This is a genomic window from Bacillus solitudinis (genome assembly GCF_002797395.1).
In the GTDB taxonomy this organism is placed as follows: domain Bacteria; phylum Bacillota; class Bacilli; order Bacillales; family Bacillaceae_D; genus Halalkalibacter_A; species Halalkalibacter_A solitudinis.
In genome coordinates this window covers 1263118-1282061 of record NZ_KZ454943.1, presented here as the reverse complement: position 1 = coordinate 1282061, position 18944 = coordinate 1263118, and the positions used below count along the sequence as shown (strand labels likewise).

Genomic DNA, 18944 nt, shown 5'->3' with positions numbered 1-18944 from the left:
CTTTTTCAGGGTCCTTTTTTATTTTACAGCTTCTTTCAACTGTTTTCCTGCTTTAAAAGCGGGTGTTTTTGTTGCGGCGATATCAATTTCTTCTCCGGTTTGAGGGTTACGACCTTTTCTGGCAGCACGCTCACGAACCTCAAAGTTTCCAAAACCAATTAATTGTACAGTTTCTCCTGTGGCCATTGACTCCGTGATAAGATCGAACACAGCATTAACGGCACTCCCTGCATCCTTTTTTGATAATTGAGAACGTTCGGCAACGCCATTGATAAGTTCTGTTTTATTCATCTAAATTCATCTCCTCATAGATTTCATACGTTCGCTGATACCATCTTTGTCCAAAATGCGATATATTATACATCATCTTAGGTTTTTCTGATTCAAATGTTTATGTTGTTGGTAGAGGGTTGCATTAATTTCTCCACCAATAACGAGAATCAAACCAGTTAGAAAAAACCAAAGCATTAATATAATCACCCCCCCAAGGCTTCCATAGGTGGCAGAAAAGTTTCCGAAATTACTAACATAAAATGAAAATGCTAAAGAAATCACTTGCCAACCGACAGTCGCTGTCACTGCACCAATTAGTACTTGTTTAATTTTGAGTTTCTCATTAGGTGCAATCCAGTAAACTAGTGTTAAAATAAGTGTCATAAGTCCGATACCAACAATCCACCTTAATTTATGAAAGAGTTCGATGGTTTCAGAAGGGATGAAAAACAAGCGCTCAATCCCATGAATAATTAAATCTCCAAAGACAGGTAATAGAAGTGTCACTACAATGACAATTATCATCAGAAATGTCATCAGAATCGAAATGAGTCGCAGTTTCAAGAAATTTCTTGTTTCTTCAAAACCATAGGACCTGTTCACGGCGCGAATTAATGCATTTAACCCGTTAGACGCTGACCAGATGGTGGCTATGATACCAATTGATAAGAGACCACCTTGGGGTTCGCTTACAACATCAATAATTGTGGATGTAAATAAATCGGCTAGTTCTTCTGGTACATAATCTACGATAAAGGCATTCACTTGCTCAACGTCAAGTTGTAAATATGGTATTAATGCAACGATGAAAATCATCAGTGGAAAAATTGAAAGCATAAAGAAGTAAGCAAGAGTCGCAGCCCAGTCTGGAATAGGGTCAGTTTTTAGTTGATGTATGAATTGTGTCATAAATGGTTTCATCCAATCATCCTTTTCGAAAATGTATGTATAGTTTCATCTTTCCCCTTCTTTAATCATAATCAAACTCGTGTATAATATTTATGTGAAGAAGAAAGGAGTGATGTCAGTTGAGTTACAGAGCACAAGAACCAAAGTTTCTTTGGTTGATGATGGCAATTGTTGCACTAACATACGGTAACATCCTAGAATCAATTTATATGGTGGCATCTTACGTACTTGTTTTTATATGTGTTATTGCGATGATGGTTGTTTACCAATTGCATCTAGAAGAAGATACACTAACTTTTAAGATCTTGATTTTCGGGAAATGTTTACATAAGCGAATGGTAAAAGCGAGGGATATTGAGAAAATACATATTATTTCAATTGGCAAAAAAACAATGGCTCTAGTCCAAATGAAGCAAGGATTTCGCTTAAAACTCCATCGTTTCAAACCAGCTACATATTTGGAAGAAGTTCGACGGTTTGCTAATCGCTATTCTATCCACACTCAAATAACGGAAAGAGGAAAGAAAGAGTGAGAGGAACGATTATTCTTAGACATAACGACTCATTTTCGTTATACTTGAGGTTGATTAATTGCTAATGAAGGAGTGAATATGTATGCCAACAGTTGAAAGCTTTGAATTAGATCACACCATTGTCAAAGCCCCTTATGTTCGTCATTGTGGGAAGCATGTTGTCGGAACAGATGGAGAAGTAAATAAATTTGATATTCGTTTTTCGCAACCAAATAAACAAGCGATGAAGCCTGATGTGATTCATACAATGGAGCACTTATTAGCTCTAAATCTTCGTCGATTTGCGGAAAACTATGACCATTTTGACGTTATTGATTTATCACCAATGGGCTGTCAAACGGGATTTTACTTAATTATGAGTGGAAATCCTTCCGTTGATGAAATTATCGATGTGTTAGAAAAGACGATGAACTATTCAATCGAATTGACAGAAGTTCCTGCTGCGACTGAAAAACAATGTGGTCAGGCAAAGCTTCATGATTTAGATGGAACGAAACGTTTAATGAAATATTGGTTAGAACAGGATAAAGAGTTTTTAAAGCAAGTGTTTGCTTAATTTAAGATAATGAGAGGGGTGTCGCATAGGGTAAATCCTTGAGACACCCCTCTCTTTTATAAAAAGAAAAAACGTCATCACTATTTATATGAAAAAGACATTTCCGTCGAACGTGTAATATCGGCCTTTAAGACATCCCTCATTAAATGCAGGGCCTCTGCGTTTGTCTCAGGTGTATTCGATGCTATACAATCTTCAGGAACAAAAAGACTGTAATCACGCATATACGCATCATTCGCTGTAAACTGAACACACATATTACCTGCAACCCCAGTTAGAATTAGGTTAGAAACTTGGAGATGTTGCAGAAGTAAATCAAGAGGTGTGGCAAAGAAACCAGAGAATTTAGGTTTCAAAACAAAATAGTCATCGTCTGCGGGTTCAAGTAATTTTGCCAACGGCTTTCCACGGACGTCATTCTCTAAACAATAATCAACAATATGCCGGAAATTTGATTGCCACTTTCCGTAGTTGTCATTTACATAAATAATGGGAAGTCCTTTTTGTTTCGCGTGTTTTTTTAAGTTAGCAATCGCTTTTGCAGCAAGGTACGCATCATTGAATAAGAGAGTTCCATCTTCAAACTCTAAATCATTAATCATATCAATAATGAGTAACGCTGTTTTATGTCCTTTGCTTGGAATTTCCATCGTAATCCTCCTCTCTCCCTAGAGAAATTATTTCATAAAGGAGATTCGTTCACAAGTATGGATATGTTATGATAGACGAAATGAACTGAATACGTATTTTGCACAGGACAGGGAGGCACTAGGATGGAGAATAAAGCTGTAGAAATCTTACAAATTATTGAGGGAAATGGACGAACGAGTATCCAGACATTGGCCAAAATGGTTAACACTACAGAGGCGGAAGTAAAAGCAACTCTAACCAAGCTAGAGAAAGATAAAGTTATTTTGAGCTACTCAGCTGTCATTGACTGGAGCAAAATAAGCGAAGGGGAAAATGTAACAGCGGTCATTGATGTAAAAGTAACGCCGCAGCGTGGTGTTGGATTTGATGAAGTAGCAAAGAGAATTTATCGTTTTCCTGAGGTGAAGGCCCTCTACTTAATGTCAGGAGCTTATGATTTATCGGTTGTAATTGAAGGAAAGACGATGTCGGAAACCTCCCGATTTGTTTCTGAAAAACTTTCAACGATTGATTCAGTGATTTCAACGACGACTCATTTTCAATTGAAAAAGTATAAGCATGATGGCGTTGTGTTTGGAGAAGAAGGAGAAGAAGATAGAAGGATTGTGGTGACACCATGACGATACCATCAACGAAAAAAAGCTCAAGATTATCTTCGCGTGTTCAGGCGATTCAACCGTCGGGCATTCGTCGTTTTTTTGATTTAGCTTCCAAAATGGAAAATATTATCTCTCTAGGCGTAGGGGAGCCTGATTTCGTTACCCCATGGAATGTTCGAGAAGCGAGCATTTCATCAATGGAACGTGGATTTACCTCATATACCGCAAACGCAGGTTTACTGGAATTACGTGAAGCAATTGCAGGCTATATGGTCGACCGATTTTCTGTCACCTACGATCCTGAAACTGAAATTTTAGTGACGGTCGGTGCGAGTGAGGCTATTGATATTGGGATGCGAGCTATTTTGGATCCTGGGGACGAGGTCATTATCGTCGAACCGAGTTTTGTTTCGTATGCCCCTCTTGTCGAGTTAGCTGGCGGAGTTGCTGTTCCAGTGGGGACAGAAATAAGCGATAATTTTCAAGTCTCAGCAGCACAAATTGAAAAGGCGGTTACTTCTCGAACGAAAGCGATTATGCTATGTTTTCCTAATAATCCAACAGGTGCTACGATGGGGGAGAAGGAACTGAAAGAGATTGCTCTATTAGCTGAACGTCATGATTTGATTGTTTTCTCCGATGAGATTTATGCAGAGTTAACATATGATGAAGAGCATTTTTGCTTCAGTCGAATCGAGGGGATGAAGGAACGGACGGTTCTAATTTCCGGTTTCTCCAAATCGTTTGCAATGACTGGGTGGAGACTTGGTTTTGTAATGGCTCCTCCAGACTTATTAGCAGCTATGCTAAAAATCCATCAATATTCTCTTATGTGTGCGCCAACTATGGCTCAATTTGGAGCGCTTGAAGCATTAAGAAGTGGAATGGACGACCTTGAACGAATGAAGCAATCGTATAAGCAACGACGAAATTTCTTTGTGAAGTCGTTTGCGGAGATTGGCTTAACGTGTCACACGCCAGGAGGAGCTTTTTATGCCTTTCCTTCGATAAGAAGCACGGGATTATCCTCTGAGCAATTTGCGGAAAAGCTACTTATGGAAGAACGTGTAGCTGTCGTACCTGGTCATGTATTTGGTGAGGGCGGTGAAGGTCACATTCGCTGTTCGTATGCCACATCAATGGAGAACTTAGAGGAATCTGTTAAACGGATGAATCGGTTTTTAAAGAAATATAAGTGATAAGGGGGGGTGTGCTATAAGGTCGGTTTTGACCTTGTGGCACACCCCTTAAGCAATCAGTGGAGGCGTTGCTTTGAGCGAAGCGTAAGACGCTAGAGGGGGAAGAAATTTAGCGAGGTTATCTGGCCGATTCCAGTCGAGTGGCGAAAGAGGAAAAGAGGTTAGCCCCCCTATTAAAAGCAAGCTTTTCTTGGAATGACCATTTAATACGGGTGAGAGAGCAGGGAATTTGGGGATTAAGAAAAACTAAGGAATCGGCCGGAGCGCTTTTTTCATACACGGTAAGACGCTGGAGGGGGAAGAAATTTAGTGAGGTTATCTGGCCGATTCCAGTTTTTCTAAAAAAAATAGCAAGAGCTTAGCTCTTGCTGGATTAGGGGGGAATACGATTGTATCAACCATTATCCCCGGAATATTGTTGTTTATACACTCTTTTAAAAATAGATGATATTTGTTTTCTACCTCAAAAAAAGGTAAGATTTTCATACGAGTATAAATAAGAGGCTAGAATGAAAGAGTGAAGAAGGGTTGGTTATATATGGGGCTGTCTCAAATCAAACGTGAAAATCCACTTATTCATTGCATGACAAATGTTGTTGTAACTAATTTTACAGCGAACGGGTTGTTGGCGGTTGGTGCATCACCTGTGATGGCTTATGCGAAAGAAGAGGTCGTTGAAATGGTAAGTATGGCAGGTGCATTACTATTAAATATTGGCACTTTGTCTACCGAGCAAATTGACGCCATGATTCTTGCAGGACAAGCCGCAAACAAAGCGGGAGTACCTGTTGTACTAGACCCTGTAGGATCCGGTGCAACAACATTTCGAACGGAAATGAGCAAACGAATATTAAATGAGGTAGACGTGGCTGTTCTAAGAGGGAACGCTGGAGAAATCGCTTCTCTCGTTGGTCAGACGGTTCGAGTAAAAGGCGTAGATGGTGCGCTTGAAGGTGACATGGTTGCACTAGCGAGGCAGGCGTCCAATCAATTCCATTGCATTGCTGTTGTTACAGGAAAAGTCGATGTCATAACTGATGGCGAGCGTGCCCACACTATTTTCAATGGTCATCCTTGGCTAACGAAAATCGTTGGTACAGGATGCCTGTTAGGTGCTGTGGTGGCCACGTTCGTAGCAGTTCGTAGGAACGATATGCTAAATGCGGCTACAGATGCGGTTGCATTTTTTGGGATTGCTGGGGAACAAGCTTTTACTGAAACAAATGAACAGGGTCTAGGTTCATTTCAGCACTCCTTTTTAGATTATTTAGGAAGATTAACGGATGAAAACGTGAGAGAATTACGGAGAGACCAACGATAGAAAGAGGAATGACATGAGCACATTATTTAGTACTGAAAATTTACCTAGTTATTTAGTTGAAGCGTTACAAAAACAGCAGATTACCGATCCAACTGACATTCAAACAAAAATGATTCCAGAGGCACTGACGGGACAAGATATTATTGCTCGTTCGCAAACGGGTACAGGAAAGACACTTGCATTTTTGCTCCCTGCCTTAGCAAAAGTTGATGCGACAAATAAAGGCTTGCAAGCGATGATTCTTGCACCGACCCAGGAGCTTGCCATGCAAATTGTTGAAGTGGCCAAGAGATTAACGGAAGGTCAACCGATTGAAATTGGGTCGTTTATTGGTGGAGCTAATGTGAAAAGACAGTTAGAAAAGTTAAAGAAACAAAAGCCTCAAGTTGCAATTGGGACACCTGGAAGATTATTAGAGCTTATTGAATTGAAAAAGTTAAAAATTCATGAGGTTAGTGTAGTTGCCGTTGATGAAGCAGACCGAATGATGGGAGAGAGGCCATCATGGGAAGCCTTACAACAAATTGCGAAACGGATTGGAAGAAATAAGCAGTATTTATTTGTTTCCGCAACAATTCCGAAAAACTTCACTGAACAAGTGGCTGATTTCGCACCATTTGTTGTCCAATTGGAGGCGGAGGGCGGTCTTCTGCAAACAGAGCAGGTCGAACATCTTTATATCCGAGTTAGTGGAAGAGAGAGAATTGACACGGCAAGAAAATTAATTCATGCTGAACAAATTGAAAAAGGCATTTTATTTGTTAATCAACTCGAAAAACTTGCAGAAACCACAGAAAAGTTACAATATCGGGCGATTAAAGCGTTGTCGTTGTCATCTGATAGTTCAAAACATGAACGAGAGCATGCGCTACAACAGTTCCGAAAAGGAGATATTCATATTTTAGTGGCTACCGACGTAGCTGCAAGGGGTCTAGATATTGAGGATGTTACTCATATTATCCAACTAGATCCACCAGCAAGTCCTGATAGTTATTTACATCGCGCAGGTAGAACGGGGCGTATGGGCAAGCCAGGAACGATTGTAACGTTTATTGAGCCGAAAGATGAGTACAAACTGATTAAATATAAGCGAGATCTTGGAGTAAAGCTAGAGGAACGAATATTAACACATGGTCAACTTACAAAAAAAGAAGCTAGACAGTAAACATACCATCTTAACAGGAGAGCGATGACAACCTAGTCATCGTTTTTTTTTTATAAATATTAAATATTTTTGGGTCCTCCGAAAAAGTAATAGATACGCTTTTGGTTATCTGTGAGTGGATAGGATGAAGACTTAGAATAAAGAAGTTTTGAACCGCCAGTTTAAGGGGAATATTTTTTTATAAACTGTTTTTTGCGTATTGGCAAAACCTATGTTAATATTAAAAGGTTAAAAAAATGTTAGGAGATGTATGTAGAATGGCAAATTACGAAGTAGGAAGCATAGTAGAAGGAAAAGTAACAGGAATCAAGCCTTTTGGTGCATTTGTGGCGATTGACGACCAAAAACAAGGCTTAGTACACATTTCGGAGGTAGCTCACGGTTTCGTTAAGGACATTAATGATGTCCTTAAAGTAGGGGATGAAGTAAAAGTTAAAATTCAGTCTGTTGAAGAGGGATCTGGAAAAATCTCACTTTCAATCCGTGCGACTCAAGAAGCTCCAGAGCGTCCTGCACGTCCTAGCAAACCACGTAGCACAGGCGGTTACGGTGGCGGTGGCGGTGGAAACCGTAAGCCACAACAACAACAACAGCCACAACAAGGCTTTAACACGTTAGAAGATAAGCTTAAAGAATGGTTAAAGCAATCAAATGAAATTCAAGCTGATTTAAACAAACGTGCAAAGAAATAAAGAAGCGAAAGAGCACCCAACTGGGTGCTCTTTCCGTTTGAAACAAGAGATGTCTCTTGATAAATAATTATCGTTGTGTTTCTGGGACACGCTCTAGCTCTTCATCAGGTTTGAATAGAATTGAGATGCAGTATAAGCCTGCTAGACCAACAATGGCATAGATAAAACGAGAAAAGCCAGCTGCCTGACCACCAAAAATGGCTGCTACAAGATCAAAACGGAAAAAACCGATTAGACCCCAATTAATTGCACCGATAATGGCTAGAACAAGTGCCGTACGTTGAATACCACTCACACCTTTCACCTCCGTTATAAGGGATTTGCACAACCATCGATGTGAGGGTGTGCTTCTCTTATAGAATGAGACGGATACCCTTGAAATATACATGAATTACTATTTGGGCAATTTATACTATGCGAGGAATAGATTGGAAGGATTTTTACGATGCGATAGAGAATCAATATATTGTGGTTAAAATTCAATATTAGAGGAAGAGACTTTCTTTTTTTTTTTTTGAATTTGATCACGAAGTACGTCTCACATTATCTTCATTAATTTATAGGAAGAGGATTTTTAAGCTGTAAACATATGACACGTTATGAAGATTTTAAGGGAGAGCGTGGAAGATTTGTTTATTTTCTAAGTTTGTAAGCTTGATTCTTTTTCTTTCATACATTAATGTAAGTAAGTGAGAAAATATTTAAGGAGGATTAAGCATGACTAAACTACATTTTGATTACTCGAAAGCGTTATCCTTTTTCGGACAACATGAAATTGATTATTTACAAGGTGCAGTAACAGCGGCTCATGATGCTCTACATAATGGAACTGGGGCTGGAAGTGACTACTTAGGTTGGATTGATTTACCGAAAGCTTACGATAAGGAAGAATTTATTCGTATACAAGCTTCTGCAGAAAAAATTAAAAGTGATACTGATGTATTACTCGTTATTGGTATCGGTGGTTCTTATTTAGGAGCGCGTGCTGCTATTGAAGCGTTAAACCACTCTTTTTATAATGTTCTCACAAAGGAAGAAAGAAAAACCCCCCAAGTGTTTTTTGTCGGGAACAATATTAGCTCTACATATGTAAAAGATTTATTTACTATCCTTGAAGGAAAAGATGTATCAGTCAATGTTATTTCTAAATCTGGTACAACGACAGAGCCTGCGATTGCTTTCCGTATTTTCCGGGATTTCCTTGAAAAGAAATATGGAAAAGATGAAGCACGAAAGCGTATTTACGCTACAACTGACCGTGAAAAAGGTGCGTTGAAAACGGTTGCGGATGAAGAAGGGTATGAATCCTTTATTATCCCAGATGATGTTGGTGGACGTTTTTCTATATTAACAGCAGTAGGTCTTCTTCCGATTGCTGTAAGCGGTCTTGATATTGAAGCAATGATGAAGGGTGCAGCTGACGCAAGTGAAGCATTTAGCAATCCAAACCTTGCAGAGAATGAAGCGTATCAATATGCAGCTGTTCGCAATGCTCTTTATAAAAAAGGGAAAACGATTGAATTAATGGTTAATTATGAGCCTTCTCTACATTTCGTTTCGGAGTGGTGGAAGCAATTATTTGGAGAGAGTGAAGGAAAGGACCTAAAGGGACTTTTCCCGGCATCGGTTGATTTCTCAACAGACCTTCATTCTATGGGACAATATGTTCAAGAAGGACGTCGTGATTTGTTTGAAACAATTATTAATGTTGAGAACGTTCGTGAAGAAGTGATTATTGAAAAGGCAGAAAATGATTTGGACGGTCTTAATTATATAGCTGGTGAAACGATGGATTTCGTTAATAAAAAGGCGTTCCAAGGTACGATGCTTGCTCATACAGACGGGGATGTCCCAAATTTAATTGTGAATGTGCCTGAATTAAATGAGTACCACTTCGGTTATCTTGTTTATTTCTTTGAAAAAGCATGCGGTATCAGCGGTTATCTCCTTGGTGTTAATCCGTTTGACCAACCTGGTGTGGAAGCATATAAGAAGAATATGTTTGCTTTACTTGGTAAGCCTGGGTTTGAAGCTGAAAAAGCTGAACTTGAAAAACGATTATAGAAATTAATATAAGGCTTATTGATTAATTTTAGAAAACTCCCGTTCACTTTTAGAATGGGAGTTTTCTTTTCTACATAAAGAAACTTTGACTAGGCCACACTAAACCCAAGTACTTTAGAAAGGTGGATAAAGAATGCTTCCTTTAGATTCACAGGTGGTTGGTCAACAATTTAAATTACAAGCCGTAGAAGAAAAACTTAAGCCACTTGGCTATGCAATCGGTGGAAATTGGGATTATGACCATGGATACTTTGATTATAAAATTGATGAAAAAGATGGATATACATTTTTGCGCCTTCCCTTTCAAGCGGTAGATGGCGAACTCGATAAACGAGGGGTTATGGTTAAACTAGGTAAGCCGTTTTTACTTAATCACAAGTATCAAGATGATCTCGATGATAATCCTGATGTATTAAATGGATTAGTGAGTATGAGGTACAATAGCACCTTTAATCAATTTCAAGAGCCAATTGACAAAGATGCTAAAATCAATCCTAAATTTATGACAATCGCTAACAGTTTGGTTCAAGAGCTAGAATTAACCTTGCTTTATTGAGTTAGAAAAACAATGAGACGTTAACAAGAAAAAGGGGTTTTTATCAACATAAAAGATTAGGCTATTGAAGGAATTGCATTAGTAAGATAAGATAATATAGCGCTTACTTTGTTTGATAAATTAACTAAGTTTATAAAGGGGTCTCCTTATGTTTCGTTTATCATTGTTTTTCTTTCTTCTCTTTTCCTCCTTTGCTGTCATGGGCGTAATTATGCCCTTATATTTAAAAGGGAAAGGTCTCTCTACTGAGCAAATTGGATTGGTTATCGCGATGGGTTCTGTCATTGCTGTTATTGGCCAGCCATTATTCGGGTATGTTAGTGATAAAATTAAATCGACAAAAAAAGTCCTAATTGGTTTGTTAGCGATTTCTCTAGTAATAAGTGTTATTTATTATTCAGTGAATTCATTTTATATGTTGTTGACCTTTTTTATCATTCTCAACTTTTTTAAAAGCTCAACGGGGCCCCTTACTGAAAACATAACCATTGCCTATTCAAAAAAACATAATAAAAACTATGGCTTAATTCGGTTATGGGGCGATGTCGGTGTGGGGACCGCGTCAGTAATTATAGGTACGCTTATTGGCATTTTGGGAATTGAGAAACTCGGATTTATGTACGGGACGATTATTATTTGTGCATTGATCGTAGCGTTTTTCTTGAAGGATGACCGAACAAAAGGTACTGTACCTATTTCTCTTAAATCTATTAAACAACTTTTCTCAAATAAGGGTTATGTTTGGTTTTTATTTCTAGGGCTAATTGTTTTTATGGCACATCGCTTAAATGATAGTTTGTTTTCGATTTATTTATCAGATTTAGGAGCGACTGAATCACAAATTGGATTTTCGTGGATGATAGCGGCATTTGCCTCTTCTCCTGTATTTATTATTGTTGCATGGCTATTGAAAAAATATCGCGAGCTTACTCTAGTATGTATAGGTGCAGTATTATTTTCATTAAGATGGCTATTGTATGGTCTATTCCCAGATCCTTCGACACTCATTTACCTCCAAGCTTTAAATGGTGTTTTTCCTGTCTTTATTGTTCCTGCTTTATTTCTTGTGACGAAAATCGTCCCACCGGAGATTACAGCAACAGGTCAAACTTTCTTTATTGCAGTCATTGTTGGGTTAGGCGGAATGATTGGTAGTGCTGGTGGAGGCTGGTTTATGGGGAACTTTGGTGCACCCACGACCTATATCCTCTGTAGCATCATTACGTTTGTCGGTGCCATACTTTGCTTTTTAACTCTACTTAAACAAAGACATAGCATTAAATAGCTGCAATGAAGATACTTTATGCAAGAAAGTATGCTTGCCCGCAAGTATCTTACGAGGTATCTTAATGATAACGTTAACATTAAGGGGGAACCAATATGATAAATGAACAAAAAATCACCATTTTTCTTGCAGGTGATTCTACAGTTGCCAATTATGTTAAAGAGGCAGCGCCAATGGCCGGCTGGGGACAGTTTCTTGGAACCTATTTTTCTGAACAAGTTATCATCCGAAATAAGGCGATTAATGGCAGGAGCTCAAAAAGCTTTATTAAGGAAGGTGTACTTAATGAGATTGCTTCGGATATTAAGCAAGGAGATTATCTATTTATTCAATTTGGGCATAACGATGAGAAAACAGATGAAAGAGGAACCGAACCTTTCACAACCTATCAAGAATATTTAAAGATGTATATCGAAGTTGCACGAAATGCTGGAGCGACGCCTATCTTGTTTAGCTCGGTTGAACGTCGCAAGTTTCAAGAGGATGGCACGTTAGATGAAACACATGGTGATTATCCAAAGGCGATGCAAAAGCTCGCAGAAGAGCTTGAGGTGCCGTTTGTAGACTTGCGTATGAAGACTAGAAGGTTACTAGAATCGCTCGGTGCAGATCAGACGAAACCCCTATTTGTTTGGTTTCAACCAAATGAACACCCAAATTACCCTGATGGAATAGAGGATGATACACATTTTCATGAACGAGGTGCAAGAAAGGTAACTGAATTGGTCATTGAAGGACTAAAGGAAGTTGATTTACCGTTAACAACATACATTATAGGTAAGTGAAGGAAGGTATAGGATTAAGTTTATTTCTATTAGAGTTAAAGCTAGGCCACTGAAAAAGGTTGGTTTTCCCCTTTTGTCAGTGGCCTTTAGTTAAGGCGTCTAGCCATTAGTTGTTTATTTTTTTAATGACGATAAGCTCATCTTCTGTCTTAACGATTAAGGATCCTTCTGGATGAAGGAGAATATTTTCATCCCGCTTTAGTCCGATAAGTAGAAGTTGTTCATGATAAAGGTGAGACATGACGTCTGAGAAGGCCAAACCTACAAGTTCCGTCCTCACAGGGTAAAAAATTAGCTGATTAATTTTGTCGAATTTTAATAAATCATCTAAAACATCACTCAAATGATGGTATAACAAGCTATTGATTAAAACTGCCCCCGTTAAAGTTGTTGATGCAATGATTTCATCAGCACCAGCTCGTCGTGCATTTTCCATTTGTTCTTTTGTAAGAATTTCAACAATGATATAAGTATTAGGACTATGACTTCTCACAGCTAATGTTGTTAGAATCGAACGGGCATCGGTTGAAAATTCACTACCCTCGTGTCTAGCAGTAATTAACACACTAGAAGCAAAACCGATATTCGCTTGTTTTAGAACAGTATCTTCAGAACTATTGCCTTTGATAAAGTGAAGGTGCCTGTGAAAAATGCTTGTGGGAAGTTGCTCCAACGTTTCATCAATTAGAACGATAGACTGCATCGGTTTCTCTTTCTGTAAGTTTTGAATAGCATGATTGCTTCTTTCGTTCCAACCAATAATAATCACATGCTCTTTCCCCATGAAAGATAAGCCCCCTTCTCGAAGTAATTGCTGAGCAGATACTGCAGATGTAGCGAAAGAAGTGACAAGTAGTGTCATAAACCCAATTCCGATAAAAATTAATGCAATTGCAATCAAACGTGTAAATGTAGAAACAGGGACGAAATCTCCATAGCCTACCGTAGAGACCGTTACAATCGCCCACCAAATGCCATCAAATAAAGATGGAAATTGCTTCGGCTCAAGCAAATGAATGATTGATCCAATAACAGAAGCAATTCCGATAACAATGAGCAAAAGCCTGAGAATAAATGGAATCCGTTGGATGAGTGCTCTTATCACAAAAAAGTGTATCATCGTTTTCTCCCTTAGCTTTTTTATCAGTATGGACATTGTGTGGAAGTGTCAACCGTCCTTATGAGGGTCAAGGATAATGAGCAACCTCAAAAACAGTTGAGGAAATATTCTTCGGTTTCTATATAATTAAAAAAGGGAGCTATCCTCGATTGTTAGCAAGGTATTTCAGGATTTCTGGTAAGGAGAGCTCAAGAGATGAAAACAATGCGTGAGTCTTTCATGAAGTATTTTCTACTTCGGGATCAGTTTTTAATGACCAAGATGCTTGTTTTTTTCAGTGTCTTAGTTGTTATGCCAATTTTGCTCGTTAGTTATTTTTCCTATCACTATTCATCAAAGATGTTAGAAGAAGAAGCTAGACAGTATAGCTTTCAAATCATTGGGCAAGTACAAATCTATATTGAGGACTATTTAAGAGATTTAGAGGTTGATACATTAAAAATGATTAACCATCCAGATACGGTTGATTTCTTGAGAATGGGAATAAATCAAGAGGTCGAAGAAAGTGAAGTAAGAAGAAGAGTCCAAAATGTTTTAAAGAATGTGTCTTATTCGCGCAGTGACATCACAAATATCACGCTTATTCTCGATGACCTTCATATGATTAGCTCCAATGAACGTGACATTCATGAAGCCGTTTTAACTTTTCGAGAGGAGAACTGGTTTCAAACCATCCCTACGAATGGAAAGTCACAAATTATCAGTAGAGTCGTTGACACGAATGGGAAAAAAGATCCTTATCTGTTTATCGTAAAAAAACTAGTCAATCCACATTCCTTGGCTCCATATGGAATGCTTGTGATGGAAGTCAATTATCGAAGACTGCATGATGTGGCGGCTAAAAATAGAAGAGGTGCAGCGGGTTATCTAGTTATAGTAGATAATCAAGGAAGATATGTTTATCATCCAGATGTCGCTAACATCGGACAGGAGCCGACGAACCATGAAATAAAAGATTTAATCAATAGTGAAAGCGGTTCCTTTTTGACGACGGAACGAAAGAAACATTTTATTACCTATGCAAATAGTGATTTTTTAGATTGGCACTTTGCGAGAGTTGTTCCATATCAGGAATTGACAAGAGGCATGAATTATATCAAAAAGCTCACCCTCTTTGTCACCTTAACATCGATTATCTTTGGATTCATTATTGCAATCATCTTAGTTACTAGTGTTGTAAAACCAATTCAAAGCCTTAATAAGCTCATGAAGAAGGTTGAGATTGGTGATTTGTCCGTACGAGCGAAAATAACCTCAACAGATGATATAGGGAGATTAACGTTAGGATTCAACAAAATGGTAAGAAGATTAGCCATCTTAGTAAATGATATGTATATAGCTAAGTTAAAAGAAACACAAATGGATTTGCGCCAGAAAGAAACAGAATTAAAAATGCTACAGTCACAAATAAATCCGCACTTTCTCTATAATTCACTTGATACGATTCGAGGCATGGCGTTTTATGAAGAGAATGAAGATATCGCTAATATGTCAGGATCTCTTGCGAAGCTTCTACGCTATAACATAAAAGGTGATTTTAAGACGGTTCCATTCAAACATGAAATTGAAATCGTAGAGCTATACTTAAGCATTCAACGATATCGTTTCGATGAACGACTAATTTACACGAGCGATATACCTGAATGGGTAAAAGAACAACAAATTCCAAAGTTTTCGCTTCAACCATTAATAGAAAATGCTTTAGCATATGGCACCGAAATCAATACAGGAATTACTAGAGTTCAAATTGATGTCGAGCAGTTAAATGGAGGAAGCTTTGAAATCCTAATCAGAGATACAGGTCCAGGTATTGATGAAGAAAAACTTGTAAAGCTTAAGGCTTTGCTTGCTATAGATAATCAGGAACTGAACACTAATCATATTGGATTAATGAATGTTCATCGACGAATTCGCCAGCATTTTGGAGAACAATATGGCCTCAGACTCTCTAGCAAAATAGGTAAGGGGACAACCGTTAGTATCATACTCCCAATTACTCGAAATTAATAGAAAAGGTGCCCCACCGTTAAGACAGCGGTGGGGCTACCCTGCTTTTTTGGAGGGTTTAAAAACATGCCATTTAAATGGAGAGTCTATCAATTTATTTAACACCTAAAAAAAACACAAATTTTCCTAAAATCGATAGCGTTAATAAATTAAATGAAAACCCTTACAATGAAATTAGAAGAAAAGGAATAACCTTATTGGGGGGGATAATTTTGAAAACACTTAAAAAAATAGCGCTTACAATCGATTCTGTTTTTGAATGGATTTGTTTAATTGCATTAACATCCATGACGTTAATTGTAACGATGCAGGTTATTACGAGAAAACTATTTAGTTTCGTTTTCTTTTGGTCAGAGGAAGTCACTCTACTACTCATGGTTTGGTTCGCTTTCATGGGAATTGCCATTGGGTTTAGAGAAAAGTTTCATATTGCTATGGATGCATTAACTAATTTATTCGGAGAACGATTCAATAAAATATGGGATAAAGTGATTGCGATTTGTATTTTGGGTTTTGGTTTCTATTTAATTGTTAATGGTTGGCGATTCACTCTCGAGCAGTTAAACACAACGTTACCTGCCACAGGCTGGACGAATAGTCTTTACTACGTTGTTATGCCAATTACAGGAGTGATGATTTGTGTTTACAGCATACTAGAACTTTTAGGAATTGATACAAGACGCCATCAGAGCTTGGAGGAGGAAAAGTAAATGGCTATAACAACGATAGCGACAATTATATTAGCTGTAAGTTTTATTACGATGCTTTTACTTCGCTTTCCAATCGCGATAACGATTGCAGGGTCTGCGTTAATAACGATTATGTATTTAGATGTCCCTTGGATTGTGGTTGGACAACGAATGATTAATAGTTTGAATTCTTATACTCTTATGGCGATTCCGTTCTTCATTCTAGCAGGAGCGATTATGAGTGAAGGCGGTCTTGCTACACGACTAATTAATCTTGCCCAGCTTTGTGTCGGAGCAGTACGTGGTGGACTCGGTCTCGTAACTTGTGTCGCTTGTATGATGTTTGGAAATATATCTGGTTCCGCTGCTGCCGATGCATCCTCGGTAGGTTCGGTATTAATTCCAGCGATGAAAAAGCGAGGCTATAATCCTGAATTTACTGTAGGCTTAACAACTGCCGCTGCAATACAAGGTGTGGTGATGCCACCAAGTTATAATATGATTTTGTACGCAGTTGCAGCAGGTGGAGTTTCCGTTTCAGCCCTCTTTATGGCAGGTATTATTCCTTGTTTAATTTTATTATTTGCACTAATGACAACAACGTATCTTATTTCTAAAAAGCGTAATTATCCAAAAGGTGAACCGATTCCTCTAAAAGAGGTTCCACGAATCATTAAGGAAGGCTTACTTTCGATGATGATGGGTGTTATTATTTTAGGGGGGATTTTTAGCGGTTGGTTTACTGCCACAGAAGCAGGAGCGATTGCTTGTGTTTATGCCTATATCATTACATTCTTTGTGTATAAAGATATCCCATTGTCACATACGGTTATCATTTTAAAGAAAACATTTCGTACTGTCGCAATGGTCTTGTTTTTAATTGCTGCATCTGGGGCATTTGGTTGGGTGATTTCTTACTTACAAATTCCGGGTATGGTGACGAATTCATTTTTAGGATTTACGGACAATCCAATTTTAATTTTACTCATGCTTAATGTTCTTTTATTGATTCTTGGTGCACCAATGGATATGGCACCATTAATTTTAATCATGACCCCCATTTTGTTCCCTGTGGTGGTCGAGCTTGGTGTCGATCCCGTTCATTTTGGAATTATTATGATTTTGAATTTAGGTATTGGTCTACTGACACCACCAGTGGGAACCGTGTTATTTGTTGGTTGTGCGATAGGAAAAACCTCGGTTTGGAAGACGAGTAAAGCACTCTTCCCGTTTTATCTAGTTATGATTTGTGTATTACTACTTATCACGTATGTACCACAAGTTGTATTATTCCTACCAAACCTACTAGGTAATTAAAAATTAAAACAGCTAAAAAAAACACAAATTTATATAAAAATTACAATATTACAAATAAAAGCGCTTTCATTTATACTGATAACAGTTCCAATTTACTAAAAAGGGGAGATTAATTATGAATAAGTTTAAAAAGATCTTTGGTCTAGCAGTTACCGCATTACTTATGGCTATCTTAGTAGCCTGTGGAGGACAACAAAGCTCTAATGAGGCACCATCAGAAACTGAAGCAACCGAAGAGCCAGCGGAGCAAGCTGCAGAAGAAACGAAGCCGAGTTACACATTCCGTTTGGCAGAAACACATGCACCGGATTATCCAACAACATTAGGAGATATTCGTTTTGCGGAATTAGTTAATGAAAAGTCAGATGGACGTATTCAAATTGATATCTTTCCTTCCGCGCAATTAGGAGAAGAAAAGGCTGTTGTCGAGCAAGTACAATTAGGGGCCATTGAATTTACGCGTGTTAGCTCAGGAATTTTAGGGAGCTTTAATAAGGATTTTGGCGTTTTCAGTCTTCCATATATCTTTGATAGCCAAGAGCATATGTGGAACTACTTAAATGGTGAAAATGGTCAATCGCTATTAGGAAGCTTAGAAGATTCAAATATGAAAGGGTTAGCTTATTTTGACCCAGGTTCACGTAGTTTCTATACTAAGGATCCAGTAAGTGGTCTTGAAGATTTAAAAGGGAAGAAAATCCGAGTGATTCAAAATGAAGTAAATATTGAAATCATGTCTGCCTTAGGGATTAATGCAACACCAATGGTTTATGGCGAAGTGTATAGTGCACTACAAACAGGCGTTATTGATGGGGCTGAAAACAATTACCCAAGTTACTTTTCATCAAAGCACTACGAAGTGGCACCATATTATTTAGTCGATAGACACCAACGTGTTCCTGAGGTTCTTTTAGTAAGTACAGCGACATGGAATAAGTTAGATGCCGAAGACCAAGCCATCATTCAAGAAGCTGCCAAAGAGTCGATTGAATACCAAATCGAAGAGTGGAATCGTTACGAAAAAGAATCCGAAGAAGCTGTTCGAGAAGCTGGTTCTACAATTACAGAAGTGACAGACATTAAACCATGGCAAGATGCAGTTGTCCCAGTTATCGATAAGTACCGAGCTGAATATGGCGAAGTATTAGATGCCATTGAGGCAGCAAGAAATTAAGAAAATATGGGTGAGGGAGGGGCTCAAACGGAGTCTCTTCTTTTATCTT

20 protein-coding genes are annotated in these 18944 nt (G+C 38.3%); 15 read left to right on the top strand and 5 right to left on the bottom strand.

Annotated elements, in window-relative coordinates:
* Positions 1–18 precede the first annotated feature (18 nt).
* Both CEF19_RS06240 and CEF19_RS06235 read right to left on the bottom strand, forming a co-directional pair.
* Positions 19–291, bottom strand: coding sequence for an HU family DNA-binding protein (locus CEF19_RS06240; RefSeq protein WP_100405287.1), 273 nt, complete (start codon positions 289–291; stop codon positions 19–21).
* 72 nt (positions 292–363) lie between these two features.
* Positions 364–1194: a YihY/virulence factor BrkB family protein gene (locus tag CEF19_RS06235; protein ID WP_100405286.1), complete on the bottom strand. Its 831-nt coding sequence runs from the start codon at positions 1192–1194 to the stop codon at positions 364–366.
* 107 nt (positions 1195–1301) lie between these two features.
* Between CEF19_RS06235 and CEF19_RS06230 the strand changes: the two genes are divergently transcribed.
* Together CEF19_RS06230 and CEF19_RS06225 are read left to right on the top strand one after the other, a co-directional pair.
* Positions 1302–1715 (top strand): hypothetical protein, encoded by a 414-nt coding sequence (locus tag CEF19_RS06230; RefSeq protein ID WP_100405285.1) that lies wholly within the window; start codon positions 1302–1304, stop codon positions 1713–1715.
* Positions 1716–1797: 82 nt separating this feature from the next.
* Positions 1798–2271 carry an S-ribosylhomocysteine lyase gene (locus CEF19_RS06225; protein WP_100405284.1) on the top strand — a complete coding sequence of 158 codons (474 nt, stop codon included), beginning with the start codon at positions 1798–1800 and terminating at the stop codon, positions 2269–2271.
* Positions 2272–2351: 80 nt separating this feature from the next.
* Here CEF19_RS06225 and CEF19_RS06220 read toward each other — a convergent pair whose 3' ends face one another.
* Positions 2352–2921, bottom strand: a complete 570-nt coding sequence (locus CEF19_RS06220; RefSeq protein WP_100405283.1) for a cysteine hydrolase family protein — start codon at positions 2919–2921, stop codon at positions 2352–2354.
* A 123-nt stretch (positions 2922–3044) separates the two neighbouring features.
* On the opposite strand from CEF19_RS06220, the gene CEF19_RS06215 reads away from it, so the two are divergent.
* The 5 genes from CEF19_RS06215 to yugI all read left to right on the top strand — a co-directional run bounded on the left by CEF19_RS06215 (position 3045) and on the right by yugI (position 7898).
* On the top strand, positions 3045–3542 hold the full coding sequence (locus CEF19_RS06215; RefSeq protein WP_100405282.1) for an Lrp/AsnC family transcriptional regulator: 498 nt from the start codon (positions 3045–3047) through the stop codon (positions 3540–3542).
* Positions 3539–4720 carry an aminotransferase gene (locus CEF19_RS06210; protein ID WP_198510252.1) on the top strand — a complete coding sequence of 394 codons (1182 nt, stop codon included), beginning with the start codon at positions 3539–3541 and terminating at the stop codon, positions 4718–4720. The genes CEF19_RS06215 and CEF19_RS06210 overlap by 4 nt, the downstream gene beginning before the upstream one ends.
* 538 nt (positions 4721–5258) lie before the next feature.
* Complete coding sequence (gene thiM / locus CEF19_RS06200) at positions 5259–6041, top strand: hydroxyethylthiazole kinase (RefSeq protein WP_100405280.1); 783 nt, start codon at positions 5259–5261, stop codon at positions 6039–6041.
* 13 nt (positions 6042–6054) lie between these two features.
* Positions 6055–7206 carry a DEAD/DEAH box helicase gene (locus CEF19_RS06195; protein WP_100405279.1) on the top strand — a complete coding sequence of 384 codons (1152 nt, stop codon included), beginning with the start codon at positions 6055–6057 and terminating at the stop codon, positions 7204–7206.
* A 257-nt stretch (positions 7207–7463) separates the two neighbouring features.
* On the top strand, positions 7464–7898 hold the full coding sequence (yugI, locus tag CEF19_RS06190; RefSeq protein ID WP_100405278.1) for a S1 domain-containing post-transcriptional regulator GSP13: 435 nt from the start codon (positions 7464–7466) through the stop codon (positions 7896–7898).
* A gap of 67 nt (positions 7899–7965) precedes the next feature.
* Here yugI and CEF19_RS06185 read toward each other — a convergent pair whose 3' ends face one another.
* The gene (locus CEF19_RS06185) at positions 7966–8193 is read right to left on the bottom strand and encodes a DUF378 domain-containing protein (RefSeq protein WP_088103944.1); all 228 of its coding nucleotides are present in this window, start codon (positions 8191–8193) and stop codon (positions 7966–7968) included.
* A 422-nt stretch (positions 8194–8615) separates the two neighbouring features.
* Here CEF19_RS06185 and CEF19_RS06180 point away from each other — a divergent pair, with 422 nt between their 5' ends.
* From CEF19_RS06180 to CEF19_RS06165, 4 genes are all read left to right on the top strand, one after another.
* Positions 8616–9962, top strand: coding sequence for a glucose-6-phosphate isomerase (locus CEF19_RS06180; RefSeq protein ID WP_100405277.1), 1347 nt, complete (start codon positions 8616–8618; stop codon positions 9960–9962).
* A gap of 133 nt (positions 9963–10095) precedes the next feature.
* On the top strand, positions 10096–10518 hold the full coding sequence (locus CEF19_RS06175) for a YugN-like family protein (RefSeq protein WP_100405276.1): 423 nt from the start codon (positions 10096–10098) through the stop codon (positions 10516–10518).
* 148 nt (positions 10519–10666) lie between these two features.
* Positions 10667–11803: an MFS transporter gene (locus CEF19_RS06170; protein ID WP_100405275.1), complete on the top strand. Its 1137-nt coding sequence runs from the start codon at positions 10667–10669 to the stop codon at positions 11801–11803.
* A gap of 95 nt (positions 11804–11898) precedes the next feature.
* Positions 11899–12588: a rhamnogalacturonan acetylesterase gene (locus CEF19_RS06165; protein ID WP_100405274.1), complete on the top strand. Its 690-nt coding sequence runs from the start codon at positions 11899–11901 to the stop codon at positions 12586–12588.
* A 106-nt stretch (positions 12589–12694) separates the two neighbouring features.
* On the opposite strand, the gene CEF19_RS06160 is transcribed toward CEF19_RS06165, so the two are convergent.
* The gene (locus CEF19_RS06160; RefSeq protein WP_100405273.1) at positions 12695–13708 is read right to left on the bottom strand and encodes a potassium channel family protein; all 1014 of its coding nucleotides are present in this window, start codon (positions 13706–13708) and stop codon (positions 12695–12697) included.
* A 195-nt stretch (positions 13709–13903) separates the two neighbouring features.
* On the opposite strand from CEF19_RS06160, the gene CEF19_RS06155 reads away from it, so the two are divergent.
* The 4 genes from CEF19_RS06155 to CEF19_RS06140 all read left to right on the top strand — a co-directional run bounded on the left by CEF19_RS06155 (position 13904) and on the right by CEF19_RS06140 (position 18895).
* The gene (locus CEF19_RS06155; RefSeq protein WP_100405272.1) at positions 13904–15715 is read left to right on the top strand and encodes a sensor histidine kinase; all 1812 of its coding nucleotides are present in this window, start codon (positions 13904–13906) and stop codon (positions 15713–15715) included.
* A 212-nt stretch (positions 15716–15927) separates the two neighbouring features.
* The gene (locus tag CEF19_RS06150; protein ID WP_100408228.1) at positions 15928–16425 is read left to right on the top strand and encodes a TRAP transporter small permease; all 498 of its coding nucleotides are present in this window, start codon (positions 15928–15930) and stop codon (positions 16423–16425) included.
* Positions 16426–17721, top strand: a complete 1296-nt coding sequence (locus tag CEF19_RS06145; RefSeq protein WP_100405271.1) for a TRAP transporter large permease — start codon at positions 16426–16428, stop codon at positions 17719–17721. It abuts the gene before it with no gap.
* A gap of 115 nt (positions 17722–17836) precedes the next feature.
* Positions 17837–18895, top strand: a complete 1059-nt coding sequence (locus CEF19_RS06140) for a TRAP transporter substrate-binding protein (RefSeq protein WP_100405270.1) — start codon at positions 17837–17839, stop codon at positions 18893–18895.
* The last annotated feature ends 49 nt before the right edge of the window (positions 18896–18944 follow it).

Excerpts from the sequence above, each read along its gene's own strand:
- CEF19_RS06240 (WP_100405287.1), bottom strand. The coding sequence starts at position 291 with ATGAATAAAACAGAACTTATCAATGGCGTTGCCGAACGTTCTCAATTA.
- CEF19_RS06235 (WP_100405286.1), bottom strand. The coding sequence starts at position 1,194 with ATGAAACCATTTATGACACAATTCATACATCAACTAAAAACTGACCCT.
- CEF19_RS06225 (WP_100405284.1), top strand. The coding sequence starts at position 1,798 with ATGCCAACAGTTGAAAGCTTTGAATTAGATCACACCATTGTCAAAGCC.
- CEF19_RS06220 (WP_100405283.1), bottom strand. The coding sequence starts at position 2,921 with ATGGAAATTCCAAGCAAAGGACATAAAACAGCGTTACTCATTATTGAT.
- CEF19_RS06215 (WP_100405282.1), top strand. The coding sequence starts at position 3,045 with ATGGAGAATAAAGCTGTAGAAATCTTACAAATTATTGAGGGAAATGGA.
- CEF19_RS06210 (WP_198510252.1), top strand. The coding sequence starts at position 3,539 with ATGACGATACCATCAACGAAAAAAAGCTCAAGATTATCTTCGCGTGTT.
- thiM (WP_100405280.1), top strand. The coding sequence starts at position 5,259 with ATGGGGCTGTCTCAAATCAAACGTGAAAATCCACTTATTCATTGCATG.
- CEF19_RS06195 (WP_100405279.1), top strand. The coding sequence starts at position 6,055 with ATGAGCACATTATTTAGTACTGAAAATTTACCTAGTTATTTAGTTGAA.
- yugI (WP_100405278.1), top strand. The coding sequence starts at position 7,464 with ATGGCAAATTACGAAGTAGGAAGCATAGTAGAAGGAAAAGTAACAGGA.
- CEF19_RS06180 (WP_100405277.1), top strand. The coding sequence starts at position 8,616 with ATGACTAAACTACATTTTGATTACTCGAAAGCGTTATCCTTTTTCGGA.
- CEF19_RS06175 (WP_100405276.1), top strand. The coding sequence starts at position 10,096 with ATGCTTCCTTTAGATTCACAGGTGGTTGGTCAACAATTTAAATTACAA.
- CEF19_RS06170 (WP_100405275.1), top strand. The coding sequence starts at position 10,667 with ATGTTTCGTTTATCATTGTTTTTCTTTCTTCTCTTTTCCTCCTTTGCT.
- CEF19_RS06165 (WP_100405274.1), top strand. The coding sequence starts at position 11,899 with ATGATAAATGAACAAAAAATCACCATTTTTCTTGCAGGTGATTCTACA.
- CEF19_RS06160 (WP_100405273.1), bottom strand. The coding sequence starts at position 13,708 with ATGATACACTTTTTTGTGATAAGAGCACTCATCCAACGGATTCCATTT.
- CEF19_RS06155 (WP_100405272.1), top strand. The coding sequence starts at position 13,904 with ATGAAAACAATGCGTGAGTCTTTCATGAAGTATTTTCTACTTCGGGAT.
- CEF19_RS06145 (WP_100405271.1), top strand. The coding sequence starts at position 16,426 with ATGGCTATAACAACGATAGCGACAATTATATTAGCTGTAAGTTTTATT.
- CEF19_RS06140 (WP_100405270.1), top strand. The coding sequence starts at position 17,837 with ATGAATAAGTTTAAAAAGATCTTTGGTCTAGCAGTTACCGCATTACTT.